Origin of the sequence: Shinella curvata, assembly GCF_022899935.1 — a bacterium.
GTDB lineage: Bacteria > Pseudomonadota > Alphaproteobacteria > Rhizobiales > Rhizobiaceae > Shinella > Shinella curvata.
In genome coordinates, this window is the sequence record NZ_JALJCJ010000001.1 from 1,162,421 (window position 1) to 1,177,114 (window position 14,694).

Genomic DNA, 14,694 nt, shown 5'->3' on the forward strand with positions numbered 1-14,694 from the left:
GCTAGTGCTGCGTGCCGTTGGCCGCCTGCGCCTTGCCGCGCGTCAGCCAGCGGTCGATCTTTTCCTCGAGTTTTTCGATGCTGATCGGCTTCGCCAGATAGTCGTCCATGCCGGCGGACAGGCATTCCTCACGATCGCCGTCCAGCACATGGGCGGTCACGGCAACGATCGGCACGCGGTGTCCGGTGCCGCTTTCGAGGTCGCGGATCGCCCGGCTTGCCTGGAGACCGTTCATCACGGGCATGGAGATATCCATCAGGATCATGCCGGGTCGCGTGGTGCGGAACACGTCGACCGCCTCTTCGCCATTGCCCACGAGGCGGAAGCGCAGGCCTGCCGCCATCAGCATCTGGGTGAAGAGGATCTGGTTGACCTCGTTGTCTTCGGCAACCAGCACATCCAGAACATCGCCCTCCGCCACGGCAGTGCCCGCGGCATGCGGACGCAGCGACAGAATCTTGCCCTCGGCTGCAGGAGAAGCAACCGGCGAGGATTTGCCGCCGCGCGTCGCCCGCAGGACCTCACCGACCGTTTCGCGCAGCAGATCGGCCCGCACGGGTTTCATCAGATGCGCCTGGACGTCCTGCGAGGAGAGCAGCTTGTCATCGGCCGGAAGGTTCATGGAGGTGAGGACGATGATGGCGCTTCCCGCCGTTGCAGGACTGTCACGCAATATGCGCACAAAGGCGGGCGAACGGTCCGGCTGGTAGTCGAGGAGTATCGCGTCGACACGCACGCCCATGTCGGCCGCAGCCGTCAGCACCGCGAGCGCCTCCCCTTCCGAACCGACCGCCGTCGCATCGAAACCCCAGTCGAGCAGCATGTCATGCGAGGCCTTGCGCGAAAGGTCGTGCGTATCGACGATCAAAACGCGCGCGCCGGAGGTTCTGGCCGGCATGATGCGGGCCGGCAGCGCGGCGACCGCGAGCGTCATCGGCAGGCGCACGGTGAAGACGGACCCCGTGCCCACCGCGCTGTCGGCCGCGAGCGTGCCGCCGAACAGACGGGTCAGCCCGTCGGTGATGGCAAGACCGAGGCCGGTGCCCTCGTGACGGCGCGTCGAGGAGGCATCGACCTGCGAGAATTTTTCAAAGATCGACGCCATCTTCTCGGTCGGAATCCCCGCGCCGGTGTCTTCGACACGGATCTCGATTTCCACCGCACCATCTCCACGGGAATGGGAGGCGAGATCGATCAGCACATGGCCGCGATCGGTAAACTTGACGGCGTTGCCGACGAGATTGGTTACGATCTGGCGGAAGCGCCCCGCATCGCCCATCACCGCCGCCGGCATATGCGCGGCGCCACGCACGACGAGCTCGATATCCTTCTCCGCCGCCTTTGCCGAAAGCAGCGTTGCGACATCCTCGATCGCTTCCACGGGATTAAAGGCGATGTCGCGCAGCGTCATCTGGCCGGCATCGATCTTCGAGAAATCGAGAATGTCATTGATGATCGTCAGCAACGCATTGCCCGACTTCACCATGATGTCGATGAAGGTCTTCTGGCGTGTGTCGAGATTCGACTTGGCGAGCAGTTCAGCCATGCCGAGCACGCCGTTCATAGGTGTGCGGATCTCGTGGCTCATGTTGGCGAGGAATTCCGACTTCGCCTTGTCTGCCGTCTCGGCGCGCTGCACAAGGCGGCGCAGCTCGTCCTCGCGGCTCTTGAGGTCCGTAATGTCGGAGAACACTACAACGCTGCGGCCGCGGCTGGTTGGCGTCACGTCGAGACGCAGCCAGCGCTCATAGCCGCTGAACACCGTGAGTGACGCTGGCTTGCCCGTAAAGAGGATGGTGCCGAACGCCGCGGCATCCACCGGATCCTCACCGATAAATCCGGGAATCTTGCGGTCGATGCAGCTCTGCAGCACATTCTTGACCAGCGCGCCGGGCTGCAACAGGTGCGGCGGCATGGCGATCATGGTGGAAAGCGCTTCGTTGGACAGGACCACCCTTTCGCCTTCGATGATGAGCAGGCCCTGGCTCATCGAGGAAACGGCATCCTCCATGAGCGTGCCGACTTCCTCCAGCGCGCTGCGTGTCTCCAGCACCTCGCGCTCGCGCTCGCGACGCTCGGTGATGTCGATATAGGTGAGTAGGCATCGGCCACCGGAAATGGAACATCCCGCCTCGATCAGCGTGCGGCCGTTCGCATAGGCGACTTCACGCGCGGCGAAAGTGCCGGTGCGAATGCTGCCCAGCACCTGTTCATGACTGGGCGGCGCGATATCGCAGCCGTCCTCGCATGTCCCGCCCTGCGCCTCCTGGAAGCGCAAGAGCATGCCGAGCGGCCTGCCCCTGAGATCCGGCAACGCGTCGTCCCAAAGGGTCTCGAAGGCGCCGTTGATGAGTTCGATATCGCCGGCCTCATCGACGACGACGATGCCGACCGGAAGCGATTCCACGACACTCGCAAGATCCGCGCGCGCCGCCTCGGCCTCGCGCTGCGCTTCGATCAGCTGCTCTTCACGTTTTTTCAGGACCGTGGTGTCAGTGATCGAGCCGATAAGATAACTCTTCTCGTCAAGCGTCGTGACGCGGTAGAGCCTGGTAATCGTCGGCAGGACGAAACCGTCCGCCCTGATATAGTCGATTTCGGTCTCGAGCAGTTCGCCGGTGTCGAGCACCTGCTGGTTCTGCGCGTGGAACGCTTGCCCCTGCTCGGGATACATGTCGAGCGTGGTGAGGCCGAGCAGCTCCTCCGGCTGTTTGCCGGTCAGTTCCACATAGGCCCGGTTGGCGAAGATCATGCGCTGGCTCTCGTCGCGCATGAAGCTTGCAACGGGAAGTTCGTCAAGCAGCGCGCGGTAGAGGCTGATTTCCTGCGCGTGCTGGCTGAGCCGCGCTTCGCTTTCCTTCAGAGCCGTCACGTCGAGACGGAAGGCAATGAGCCTTCCATCCGGGCGGCGCTGGGTGACCAGGCGCATCCAGCCACCGGCAAGGCGGGCGACCGCCTCGTAGAGCGGCAGGTCGTAGTTTGCCAGGCGCTTGGCAACCCAGCGCTCCCGCTCCGCCGGCGTCGTGCGCCCGATCTCCATGTCGTGAAGTGCTTCGGTAATGGAAGCCAGACTGACCGGACCCTCCGCAAGGTCGCCGACGAGCGTGCGGTAGAATTCCCGCATGCAGCGGTTGGCATAGCTCAGCCGGTTGTCGGCGCCGAATATAGCGATACCGGCTCCGAAGGCATCCAGCGCACTTTCGATAGGATCGGCCTCCTCCGCCGGAGCCTCCACAACAGGCACTCTAGCCGGCCTGATATCCGTGTTGGCGGCGGTGCGGGCCGCCAGGGCGAGCGCCTCGACGGCCGGGGTGAAGAGACCGACAAGGATGGAAAGCGTCGCAGACAGCCGTTCGCGCTTCAGCGCTATATCGAAACTGCCGCGACCGAAGGGATGCGCAAAGCGGGCGCGCTCGGGATTGCCGAAGATCAGGCAGCGGCGTTCGGGGTCGTCCCGTTCGCCATGGCCGGGCAGCTCGCCGATTTCATCGCTTCGCAGACCGATCATATCGGCAGGGCTATGGCCGAAAAGGGCCGCGTACGGCTCGTTCACCGCAAGGTACCGCAGCTCGCTGCTCTTGACGTAGGCGGGATGCGGATACGCGCGAACGCGCGCTATGGCCGCCACCAGCAATTCGTCTTGAGATTCAGTCACGCATGCGCTCCCCGAAGCGGGACGGAAGAGAGTTTTGTACCCCTCGGGGAGTATCACCAATCCTTGAACGGATGGTTAACCGATCGTTGCCGACGCCGCCCCTTATCCATGGCGGCATTTCCCTGTCGCAAATGACGGGCCATCATGACGCAGGATGTGCGACAAGGAGCCAAGGCAAACAGACCGGGGCTCTGCTGCATATGGGCGACGTGATCAAACTCGAAAGCCACCTCGAACAACCGGAGGCCGAAGCGCCTCTCGAGCGGCGGCGGCGCGGCGGCGGACGTGGCGCGGAACGCACAAGGCGGGCGCCGGCCAACGCGAAATATCTCAACCTTGTCAATACGACGGCCAAGTCTGCCGTGCTTTCGGACGATGCGCTTGAGGCCATCCATCAGGCGTCGCTGACGATCCTCGAAGAGATCGGCATGGACGTCATCCTACCGGAGGCGCGCGAGCGCATGAAGGCGGCCGGCGCCGACGTGACGCCCGGCACGGATCGTGTGCGCTTCGACCGCGGCCTCATCATGGACATGATGGCCTCGGTGCCGTCAGGCTTCACGATGCATGCCCGCAATCCGCTACGCAACGTGGAGATCGGCGGCAACAACCTCGTCTTCGCACAGATCGCCTCCGCTCCCTTCGTCGCGGATCGCGACGGCGGCCGGCGCGCCGGCAACCAGGAGGATTTCCGCAAGCTGGTGAAGCTTGCGCAGTCCTATGACGTCATCCACACGACGGGTGGCTATCCGGTGGAACCGATCGATATCCACGCCTCCATCCGCCACCTCGATTGTCTTTCGGACATGGTGAAGCTGACGGACAAGGTCTTTCACGTCTACTCGCTGGGCAAACAACGCAATCTCGACGGCATCGAGATCGCCCGCATCGGCCGCGGCATTTCAATGGAGCAGATGGAGCGCGAGCCTTCGCTCTTCACGATCATCAACACGTCCTCGCCGCTGCGGCTCGACGGACCGATGCTGCAGGGCATCATCGAAATGTCGTCGCGCAACCAGGTCGTTGTGGTGACGCCTTTCACGCTGGCAGGCGCCATGGCACCGGTAACCATAGCCGGGGCCGTCGTGCAGCAGAATGCCGAGGCGCTGGCCGGCATCGCCTTCACGCAGATGGTGAGGCGCGGCGCGCCGGTGATGTATGGCGGCTTCACCTCGAACGTCGACATGAAGACGGGAGCGCCGGCGTTTGGCACCCCGGAATACATGAAGGCGGTCATTGCCGGCGGCCAGCTCGCCCGCAAGTACAACATCCCCTATCGCACCTCCAACACCAATGCCTCCAACACACTGGATGCGCAGGCGGCTTACGAATCGGCCTTCTCGCTCTGGGCGCTGACGCAGGGTGGCGGCAATTTCATCATGCATTCGGCGGGCTGGAGCGAGGGCGGCCTGACGGCGTCCTTCGAGAAATTCATCCTCGACGTCGATATGCTGCAAATGGTGGCGGAATATCTGACGCCGCTCGATGTCAGCGCCGACGCGCTTGGCCTGGATGCCGTGCGTGACGTCGGCCCCGGCGGCCATTTCTTCGGCACGCCGCACACGCTGGCGCGCTACGAGACGGCCTTCTACTCGCCGATCCTGTCGGACTGGCGCAATTTCGAAACCTGGACGGAAGCCGGCCGGCCGACCACCTACGATCATGCCAACCGGGTCTTCAAGGAAAAGCTCAACACCTACGAAAAGCCGCCGCTCGACCCTGCAATCGAGGACGAACTGGATGCGTTCGTCGCAAAGCGCAAGGAAGAGGGCGGCGTTCCGACCGACTTCTAAAGAAAGATCAGGCGTCGAACATGATCGAGCGGACGGACGAGATCAGCTTTTCCGTCGGCAGGTTCGAAAAGTTCTTGTCGATCTCGGCCATGGTCAGTGTCCGGGACTTGTCGGAGAGCTTGTTGCGCAGGTCGCCGAGCGTTTGGGGGGCTGCGCAGACGACCAGTCGGTCGAAGGCGCCTTCGGCGGCGTAACCGTCGATCAGGCCAGCCACTTCGGCGGTGAATTTCTGCTGTTCCTCCCGTACCGGGTCGCTCGAATATTCCATGGCGGACCGGCCATGACCGACGGAGGAGTGGCTGCGGCCGGGCTTGTCGGCCATGATGTCCTGCGCCTTCTTTGGCTCCCAGCGAAAGACTTCCTGCTCCGGGCTCTGCTGTTCGTCCTTCAGCAGGTTGACCCCCTTCAAGAGGCGGGCCTGGTTGCCGTCGGCGGCGAGAATCCAAGTCGTAGCGGTCATGTTTCACTCCCATAGAGCGGTTTGTGGACTGGCAGCAGATCTGCCTGCGAGCGCAACCGGCAGGGTGCGCGTTCAAGAAAACGCGGGCGCCCGCCGCATGTTCCCGGCGATAACGATCACAAAGCTGTTGGAAAGCGTGTTTGCCCCTATCCTCGAGTCAACATGGCCCGCTAGGGTAGGTCGAACAAAAGGGAAACAAATGGCCGAGCCGCTGAAAAACCTGCTGCATCCCGGACTGGTGAAGGACATGGCGAGGCATATCTCGCGCGTCGCGTCCGATTTCGACGCCGATCGCTTTACGGCGCTGGCGACCGACGGCATGGACACGCTGGAACTGATGCAGCGCGCCGAGCAGATCAAGGATGCGTTGACGCAGACGCTGCCCGCCAATTACGTCGATGCAGCGGATAGCCTGCGCAAGGCGCTCCCGGCGGAAGGCAAGCCGGGCCTTTCCGGCTGGGCTCTGCTCCCGGTCAATCAATTCGTCTCCGAACACGGCCTTGGCCATTTCGATCTGTCGCTTGCACTTCTGAAAGCGCTGACACCGCATTTCACCGCCGAATTCGGCATCCGCCGCTTCATCGATACCGAACAGGACCGCGCACTGGCCGAAATCTCCGGCTGGGTCACAGACGCCAACCACCATGTTCGTCGCCTCGCCTCGGAAGGCACGCGCCCGCGCCTGCCCTGGGCGATGCGCCTGCCGGCATTGGTGAAACAGCCCGCCCCGATCCTGCCGATCCTTGTCGCCCTCATTGACGACCCGGAGGACTATGTGCGCCGCTCCGTCGCGAACAGCCTCAACGACATCGCCAAAGACCATCCCGCCCTGGTTGCCGATTTCGTGGAGCGCCACATCGAAGGAGCCTCGGCCGAGCGGCGTCAGTTGTTGCGCCATGCCTCGCGCACACTGCTGAAGAAGGGGGACGCCAAAGCCCTCGCCAATTTCGGGTTCGCTGCCGTACGCGGCATCGCTGCAAGCCTGAACGTCGCGACACCCGTCGTGATCTTCGGCGACAAACTCGGCTTTTCCATCACCGTTAGCAACGAGGATGCAGCGCCCCAGCGACTGATGATCGACTACGCCATCCACCACGTGAAGGCGAACGGAACCCTGGCGCCGAAAGTGTTCAAATGGAAGACGCTCGATCTTCCCGCCGGTGGCCGTCACACGATAGACAAGGAGCACGCGATCCGCGCCATCACCACGCGGGTCTACTATCCCGGCATACACCGCGTGGAAATCCTCATCAACGGCACGGTTTGCGCCGCTGCCGACTTCGATTTGCGCATGGATTGAGCCCCGACCCTTTCGCACCTGCGAAAGTAGCACTTGACTTTTGGGCATAAAACAACGACATGAGCCGCAGCGTCGCCCTTCGGCCGCCGCGTGAGCGAGCCAGCGATTTCCCCGTACGGGATGCCAAGAAGGACAAGCGCAAGAGACGATCCGCCTCCCATTTTGCGGATGACTGCGCAGACGACTGCCAACCAACCCACAAGTTCCCAATTCACGCGGGGTTCTTGACGCCAGACGAAACCGGAAGCGCATGGTGCGTTCCGGCGATACCTGTTTGGCGCCCCGAAAGGTATTTGACTTGACCACTTTCCACGACCTCGGCCTCTCGCAGACCATTGTCGCCACCCTCTCGGCACTCGGCTTCGAAAAAGCAACGCCGATCCAGGAAAAAGCCATTCCGCTCGTCCTCGAAGGCAGCGACCTGATCGGTCTCGCCCAGACCGGCACCGGCAAGACGGCCGCTTTCGGCCTGCCGATGATCGAGAAGCTGCTCGCCGACCCCCGCCGCCCCGACCCGCGCAACATCCGCGCCCTCATCCTCGCGCCGACCCGCGAACTGGTGAACCAGATCGCCGACAACCTGCGCGACTTCGTCAAGAAGACCCCGCTGCGTGTCGTCACCGTCGTCGGCGGCGCCTCGATCAACAAGCAGTCGGAAATGCTGAACCGTGGCACCGACATCCTCGTCGCCACCCCCGGCCGCCTGCTCGATCTCGTCGCCCGCAAGGCCGTGACGCTGACGCAGGCCCGCTACCTCGTGCTCGACGAAGCCGACCAGATGCTCGACCTCGGCTTCATACACGATCTGCGCAAGATTTCGAAGATGGTGCCGAAGAACCGCCAAACGCTGCTGTTCTCGGCCACCATGCCGAAGCTGATCGGCGAACTCGCCGGCGAATATCTCGTCAACCCGAAGAAGGTCGAAGTAACCCCTCCGGGCAAGGCCGCCGACAAGGTGGAGCAGTATGTCCACCACGTTCCCGGCAAGGACCAGAAGGCGCAGATCCTGCGCAAGACGCTCACCGACAACCCGGATGGCCTGTCGCTCGTCTTCTCGCGCACCAAGCACGGCGCCGAAAAGCTGATGAAGCATCTCGAGCATATCGGCTTCAAGGCTGCCTCGATCCACGGCAACAAGAGCCAGGGCCAGCGCGAACGCGCCCTCAAGGCCTTCCGTGACGGCGAAATCCGCGTGCTCGTCGCGACCGACGTCGCCGCCCGCGGCATCGATATTCCGGGCGTCACGCACGTCTACAACTACGACCTGCCGGAAGTGGCGGACGCTTACGTCCACCGCATCGGCCGCACGGCCCGCAACGGCCGTGACGGCATCGCCATCGCCTTCTGCACGCCGGACGAAGCGCATCTGCTGCGCGACATCGAAAAGCTGATGGGCATCCAGATCACCGTCGCCAGCGGCGAAGCACCGGCTGTTGTCACCGCCGGCCCCGGCGGCAAGCGCAAGCCGCGCAGCGGCAGCGGCCATCGCGCCAGCCAGGGCCGCGCCGGCCAGCGCCCGCCGCGCAAGCCGTTCGGCGAAGGTTCGCAGGCCGGTTCCGAAGGTGGCGCACCGTCCGCCGGCAAGCGCGCCCATGGCGGCCGCCCGCCGCAGAAGCAGGGCGAGCGCCAGAACCGCAACCACGGCGGCGGAAACGGCCAGGGCCGCCCGCAGAACCACGGCAAGCCGCGCCGGCCGGAAGGCCAGCGCCGCGAACAGGCGTGACCGAATAATCATCGAATGAGAAACGGCGGGCTTCGGCCCGCCGTTTGTGTCTGTGCAGCACGGTGCGTTATGGCCGTGGCGTGGTTCCTCGGGTCAAACACCATCCAGAGCGGCAATCACCCCGCGGGTGCAGAAACCTTCCGATTGGTGAGATAGACGCCAACCACCACGATGGCCGTGCCAACGATCATCGGCACCGTCAGCTCCTCGCCGAATATGGCGGCAGCCTGCAGCGCAGCTATGGGCGGGACGAGATAGATGAGGGAGGCGGCACGCGAAACCTGCCCGCGACGCAGCAGATAGAGCAGGAGCAGGATAGCGCTCATCGAAATGCCCAGCACGGACCAGGCAAGCAGTGCAACGAAAGTGAAGCCGAAATCGACGTGCAGGCTTTCCAGCCACAGGGCGAAGGGGACGGTCACGATGAACGCGCCGACATATTGCAGCGTCGCGATGGAGCGGATGTCGCCATGCTGGAGATATTGTTTCTGGTAGATCGTGCCGTAGGTCACGGCGGCCATGCCGAGCATGTTGATGAGGATGGCGACGGATGGGATTTCCGCCGCACCGTGACCGAAGAATTTCGGCAGGACAGCGAGCAGCACACCGAGAAAGCCGAGGCCAAGCCCCAACTTCTGCGTTCCGCTCAGCCGTTCGCCGATGAAGAAGGGCGCGGCCAGCGCCGTCATCAGCGGCTGAAGCGCGGCGATGATCGAAGACAGCGCCGCCGGCACACCCGCACCGATCGCCCACCAGACCGCACCGAGATAGATGCCGTGCAGGAAAGCACCAGAGGCAACGGCGTGCACAATGGTGCGCGCATCACGCGGCCAGGAGGCGCGGGTAACAAGACAGAATCCGGTGAACAGCATCGCGGCCGTCAGGTAGCGGATGCTGAGAAAGGTCAGCGGCTCGGAAACGAAGGTAGCATATTTGGCAACGACCCAGCCGGTCGACCAGAGCAGGACGAAAATGGCTGGCGCCAGACGATCGAGAGACATGGAGGTTCCGGGGGGATGACAAGCGGTGCGCGAGCGATAGGCGCTGCCCCCGTGATGGTCAAAGGAATTTCCTTGATGCTTAGGTTCAGCGAAAGGCGCGGCGCGCCTATTCGGCACCTGCCCATCTTTTCGGCAGATGCAATCCCGACGGCCGGCCGTCCAGTACATACATGTCCAAAAAAACCGTCGCTACGGTCGGTTTGACTGCGTTCAAAGCGGTGTGAGAATTCTTCGTCGCTAATTGAGCATGGTTCTTGCATTGCCCCTTATGTTGTACTCAAATGGCGAAAAATGGGGAACACGCCTTTGGCATTTGATGAAATGATAAACGCGGATACCAACCCGCGGCAGCCATATCAAAACTACCATGAATGGTATGAAGGACAGGATCGGGCTCGCCTGATCGCCAAATCAAGGGACGCCGAAAACCTCTTTCGAAAAACCGGCATCACCTTCGCGGTCTACGGGCACGAAGACAGTTCCGAAAAACTCATCCCCTTCGACATCATCCCGCGCATCATTTCCGGCCGAGAGTGGCGCAAGCTCGCCCAGGGCATCGAACAGCGGGTCATCGCCCTCAACGCCTTCCTCGACGACATCTACCACAAGCAGGAGATCATCAAGGCCGGCCGCGTGCCGCGCGAGCTGATCGAGCGCAACGTCGCCTTCCTGCCGCAGATGATCGGCTTCAAGCCGCCGGGCGGCGTCTATACCCACATCGTCGGCACCGATATCGTGCGCACCGGCGAAGACCAGTTTTACGTCCTGGAAGACAATGCCCGCACGCCTTCCGGCGTCAGCTACATGCTGGAAAACCGGGAAACCATGATGCAGATGTTCCCGGAACTGTTCCACCTGAACAAGGTGCGCCCGGTCGAGGACTATCCGAAGCTTCTGCGTCAGAGCCTTGCGTCACTCGCGCCGCCCGGCTGTTCCGGCAAGCCGCGTGTCGCGGTGCTGACCCCCGGCATCTTCAATTCCGCCTATTACGAGCACTCGTTCCTGGCCGACATGATGGGCGTGGAGCTGGTCGAGGGCTCGGATCTGCGTGTCGTCGACGGCAAGGTCAAGATGCGCACGACACGAGGCTACGAGGCGATCGACGTGCTCTACCGCCGCGTCGACGACGATTTCCTCGATCCGCTGACCTTCCGGCCCGATTCCGCACTCGGTATTCCCGGCATCATGGATGTCTACAAGGCCGGCAATATCACAATCGCCAATGCGCCAGGCACGGGCATTTCCGACGATAAGGCGATCTATTCCTACATGCCCGAGATCGTCGAATTCTACACCGGCCGCAAGGCGCTTCTCGAGAACGTGCCGACATGGCGGTGCTCGGAGGAAGACAGCCTGAAATACGTGCTCGAACATCTCGACGAGCTGGTGGTGAAGGAAGTGCATGGCTCCGGCGGCTACGGCATGCTGGTCGGTCCGACAGCCTCGAAGAAGGAGTGCGCCGCCTTTGCCGAAAAGCTGAAAGCACGGCCGTCGAACTACATCGCGCAGCCGACACTGTCGCTCTCCACAGTTCCCATTCTCGTCAACAAGGGCATCGCGCCCCGGCACGTCGATCTTCGGCCCTACGTGCTCGTTTCCGACAAGGTGCAAATCATTCCGGGCGGGTTGACCCGCGTGGCGCTGAAAGAAGGCTCGCTGGTGGTGAACTCCAGCCAGGGCGGCGGCACGAAGGACACCTGGGTACTGGAGGACTGATGCCGATGCTGGGAAGAACTGCCAACGGCCTTTACTGGATGTTCCGCTATATCGAGCGGGCCGAGAACATTGCCCGCCTGATCGATGCGGGTTTGCGCATGGCGCTGACGCGCAGCGGCTCCACCGACGAGGACTGGGACGGCGTACTGCAAAGCGCCGGCGTGCGTGAGGATTTCGACAGCGCGCACAACAAGCTGACGAGCGCCGACGCCATCGACTACCTGCTTCGCGATTACTCGAACCCGTCGAGCGTGATGTCCTGCATCGAAGCGGCGCGCAACAATGCCCGCATGGTGCGCACGGCGCTGACCCGGGAAACCTGGGAAGCGACCAACGAATGCTGGATCGAGTTGAAGCTGGCGCTCTCGAAACGCGTCAAGCCGGCCGACATGCCCGAGATCATCGACACGATCAAGCGCAGCACCGGCCTCATCCGCGGCGCCTTTCACGGCACCATGCTACGCGACGATATCTACAACTTCTCGCGCATCGGCACCTTCATCGAGCGTGCGGACAACACGTCACGCATCCTCGACGTGAAATACTACGTGCTGCTGCCGGCGATCGCCAAGGTGGGGTCGTCGCTCGACAACAAGCAGTGGGAATCGATCCTGCGCTCCGTGTCGGCGCACCGCTCCTACAGCTGGGTCTATGACGGCGACTACTCGCCGGCCAATATCGCGGATTTCCTGATTCTGAACGACCGCATGCCGCGCTCGCTCGCCTACAGCTACGACAAGATCGTCAGCAATCTCGGTTATCTCGCAAAACTCTACGGCGACAACCACGCGGCACACGAGACGGCCTCGGCCACGCTGATGCTGCTCAGGAGCCGCACCATGGAAGACATCATGGAACAGGGGCTCCACGAGTTCATCGAGGAGTTCATCGCGCACAACAACCGCCTCGGAGAGGAAATCTCCGACGGCTACCGCTTCTATCGCTAGGGCTGGGGGCGTGCCATGCGACTGAAAATCAGCCACACGACCGAATATCACTATGACGACCCGGTGCAGTATTCACTGCAGCGGCTGCGGCTGACGCCGAAAAACCAGCCGGGCCAGATCGTGCGCGAGTGGAAAACCACCGTTCACGGCGCCCGCCTGGAAGCGGGTTACACGGATCATTTCGGCAACCATGTCGATCTCGTCAGCACCAATGCCGAACAGGTGTCGATCCGCATCATCGCCGAAGGTGAAGTGGAGACGCAGGATCGGGCCGGCGTCTTCGGCCCGCATCAGGGCTTCGTCCCGCTCTGGCTTTACCTCCGCGAGACGCCGCTGACCAAAGCCGGCAAGCTCGTCCGCGACCTCGCCAAAGCCGCGACCGGAGACAATGAACTGGCGCGCATGCATGCCCTGATGGCCGCCATTCATGAAGGTGTTGAATATAAACCCGGAGAAACGGCTTCCGACACGACCGCTGAAGAGGCGCTGGAAAAGAAACAGGGCGTCTGCCAGGACCACGCCCATATCTTCCTGTCGGTTGCCCGCCATCTCGGCATCCCCGCCCGCTACGTCTCCGGCTATCTCCTGATGGACGCGCCGGACCAGACGGCAAGCCACGCCTGGGCCGAGGTACACCTGCAGGGCCTCGGCTGGGTCGGCTTCGACGCCGCCAACAAGATCTGCCCCGATGCACGTTATGTCCGCCTCTCGACCGGCCTCGACTATAACGACGCTGCCCCCATCTCCGGCATGGTGACGGGCAACGCCACGGAAACGATGAGCGTCGCCATCAAGGTGGAAACGGCAGGCCAGAGCCAGTCGCAAAGCCAAAGCTGACGGCAGCCGCAAACGGCTGCCGTCCTTTCGAGCATCAACGCGATGCCGTTTCCAGCAGGCGGCAGAGCTTTACCAGCGCCGCATCGTAGCCGCCGCTGCCGATGCCGCGGCAACGCTTGAGCAACTGCTGGCGCTCGCTGCCCGGCAGTTGCGCGAAATCGCGGATAACATCACGGTCGGGGCGGGAGCCCGTGTTTCCACCGCCGGGGGTGTTGCCGCCGTTGCCACCACCACCCGTTCCGCCGCCTCCGGTGTCACCACCCCCCGGATTGTTGCTGCCGTGGCCGCCATCCGAGCCGCCACCGGTGTTTCCACCGCCGAGGCCGACATCCACGCCGAGGCCGAGAAGACCGCCACCGCCCACATTGGCACCGACATTCGCAGAAAGCCCGCCGCTACCGCCCACCGTTGCGCGGGCATTGGCATCGAGCAAGCCTCTGGAGCCGCCAACATTGGCATTGACACCGGCATTCACGCCATTTCGTCCGCCGACCGACGCGCCGACCCCGACATTGGCAAGGCCGCGCGCGCCACCGACATTGGCGCCGACACCCGCATTCACACCGTTGCGACCGCCCACGGACGCGCCCACACCCGCATTGGCAAGGCCGCGCGAACCGCCGACATTAGCGCCAACGCCGGCATTCACACCGTTGCGACCGCCCACGGACGCCCGCGCCCCGGCATTGGCCAGGCCTTTTGAGCCGCCGACATTCGCACCCACGCCAGCCTTGGCGCCGTTCTTGCCGCCGACGCTAGCGCCGACATTGGCATTCGCGAGACCTTTGCTGCCGCCGACATTGGCGCTCACACCAGCCTTGACGCCGCCGATGCTTACACCGACGCCAACACCAAGACCGCCTCCCTTCTTGCCACGATCCGCCGCATGGACGGGCACGGCAAGAACGACCGCAGCCAAAAGGGCCGCAGAAAGCTTCGGGATCGATACACCGCGTGATGGTCCAGACATGGAAACCTCCCTTTCAGTGGCCGGTCCGGACGTGGACCGGTATCGCATGGGAAAGGAAGGCGATACGTTGGGAGTTCCTCGCGTGATGCGGCCAGTCGAAAACAAGGGAAAAGGAAAAGTTGCGTTCGCTGCACGAAACGCGGGCATCTGTTTCAAGACGATACAAATCGGGCACGGCCTTTGAAGCCGTGCCCTGGAGATCCTCGAGCATTTCCGGTGAAAACCGGATCACCTGAAATACCCCATCCTTTTGTTTTGCCGCATTGTCCGATGCCGAAGCGATCACGCTTCG

At 63.0% G+C, this 14,694-nt stretch carries 11 protein-coding genes; 6 read left to right on the forward strand and 5 right to left on the reverse strand.

Annotation, left to right across the window (positions count from 1 at the left end; all coding sequences use genetic code 11):
- Position 1: 1 nt before the first annotated feature.
- Positions 2–3,655, reverse strand: coding sequence for a response regulator (locus tag MUU55_RS05525; RefSeq protein WP_244759743.1), 3,654 nt, complete (start codon positions 3,653–3,655; stop codon positions 2–4).
- Between the two features lie 200 nt (positions 3,656–3,855).
- On the opposite strand from MUU55_RS05525, the gene MUU55_RS05530 reads away from it, so the two are divergent.
- Complete coding sequence (locus tag MUU55_RS05530) at positions 3,856–5,448, forward strand: trimethylamine methyltransferase family protein (RefSeq protein ID WP_244759744.1); 1,593 nt, start codon at positions 3,856–3,858, stop codon at positions 5,446–5,448.
- A gap of 7 nt (positions 5,449–5,455) precedes the next feature.
- Here MUU55_RS05530 and MUU55_RS05535 read toward each other — a convergent pair whose 3' ends face one another.
- Complete coding sequence (locus MUU55_RS05535) at positions 5,456–5,908, reverse strand: host attachment protein (protein WP_244759745.1); 453 nt, start codon at positions 5,906–5,908, stop codon at positions 5,456–5,458.
- Between the two features lie 199 nt (positions 5,909–6,107).
- On the opposite strand from MUU55_RS05535, the gene MUU55_RS05540 reads away from it, so the two are divergent.
- Both MUU55_RS05540 and MUU55_RS05545 read left to right on the forward strand, forming a co-directional pair.
- Entirely contained in the window at positions 6,108–7,208 is a 1,101-nt protein-coding gene (locus tag MUU55_RS05540; protein ID WP_244759746.1) for a DNA alkylation repair protein, read from the forward strand.
- Positions 7,209–7,506: 298 nt separating this feature from the next.
- Positions 7,507–8,931, forward strand: a complete 1,425-nt coding sequence (locus MUU55_RS05545) for a DEAD/DEAH box helicase (RefSeq protein ID WP_244759747.1) — start codon at positions 7,507–7,509, stop codon at positions 8,929–8,931.
- Positions 8,932–9,047: 116 nt separating this feature from the next.
- On the opposite strand, the gene MUU55_RS05550 is transcribed toward MUU55_RS05545, so the two are convergent.
- Positions 9,048–9,932, reverse strand: coding sequence for a DMT family transporter (locus MUU55_RS05550; protein ID WP_244759748.1), 885 nt, complete (start codon positions 9,930–9,932; stop codon positions 9,048–9,050).
- A gap of 306 nt (positions 9,933–10,238) precedes the next feature.
- Here MUU55_RS05550 and MUU55_RS05555 point away from each other — a divergent pair, with 306 nt between their 5' ends.
- From MUU55_RS05555 to MUU55_RS05565, 3 genes are read left to right on the forward strand one after another with little or no spacing between them, the layout of a single operon-like run.
- Positions 10,239–11,648 carry a circularly permuted type 2 ATP-grasp protein gene (locus tag MUU55_RS05555; protein ID WP_244759749.1) on the forward strand — a complete coding sequence of 470 codons (1,410 nt, stop codon included), beginning with the start codon at positions 10,239–10,241 and terminating at the stop codon, positions 11,646–11,648.
- Positions 11,649–11,653: 5 nt separating this feature from the next.
- Positions 11,654–12,595, forward strand: coding sequence for an alpha-E domain-containing protein (locus MUU55_RS05560; RefSeq protein ID WP_244759875.1), 942 nt, complete (start codon positions 11,654–11,656; stop codon positions 12,593–12,595).
- Positions 12,596–12,610: 15 nt separating this feature from the next.
- On the forward strand, positions 12,611–13,432 hold the full coding sequence (locus tag MUU55_RS05565; RefSeq protein WP_244759750.1) for a transglutaminase family protein: 822 nt from the start codon (positions 12,611–12,613) through the stop codon (positions 13,430–13,432).
- A 34-nt stretch (positions 13,433–13,466) separates the two neighbouring features.
- On the opposite strand, the gene MUU55_RS05570 is transcribed toward MUU55_RS05565, so the two are convergent.
- Together MUU55_RS05570 and MUU55_RS05575 are read right to left on the reverse strand one after the other, a co-directional pair.
- Positions 13,467–14,402 (reverse strand): hypothetical protein, encoded by a 936-nt coding sequence (locus MUU55_RS05570; RefSeq protein ID WP_244759751.1) that lies wholly within the window; start codon positions 14,400–14,402, stop codon positions 13,467–13,469.
- Positions 14,403–14,415: 13 nt separating this feature from the next.
- Positions 14,416–14,688 carry a hypothetical protein gene (locus MUU55_RS05575; RefSeq protein WP_244759752.1) on the reverse strand — a complete coding sequence of 91 codons (273 nt, stop codon included), beginning with the start codon at positions 14,686–14,688 and terminating at the stop codon, positions 14,416–14,418.
- Positions 14,689–14,694 lie beyond the last annotated feature (6 nt).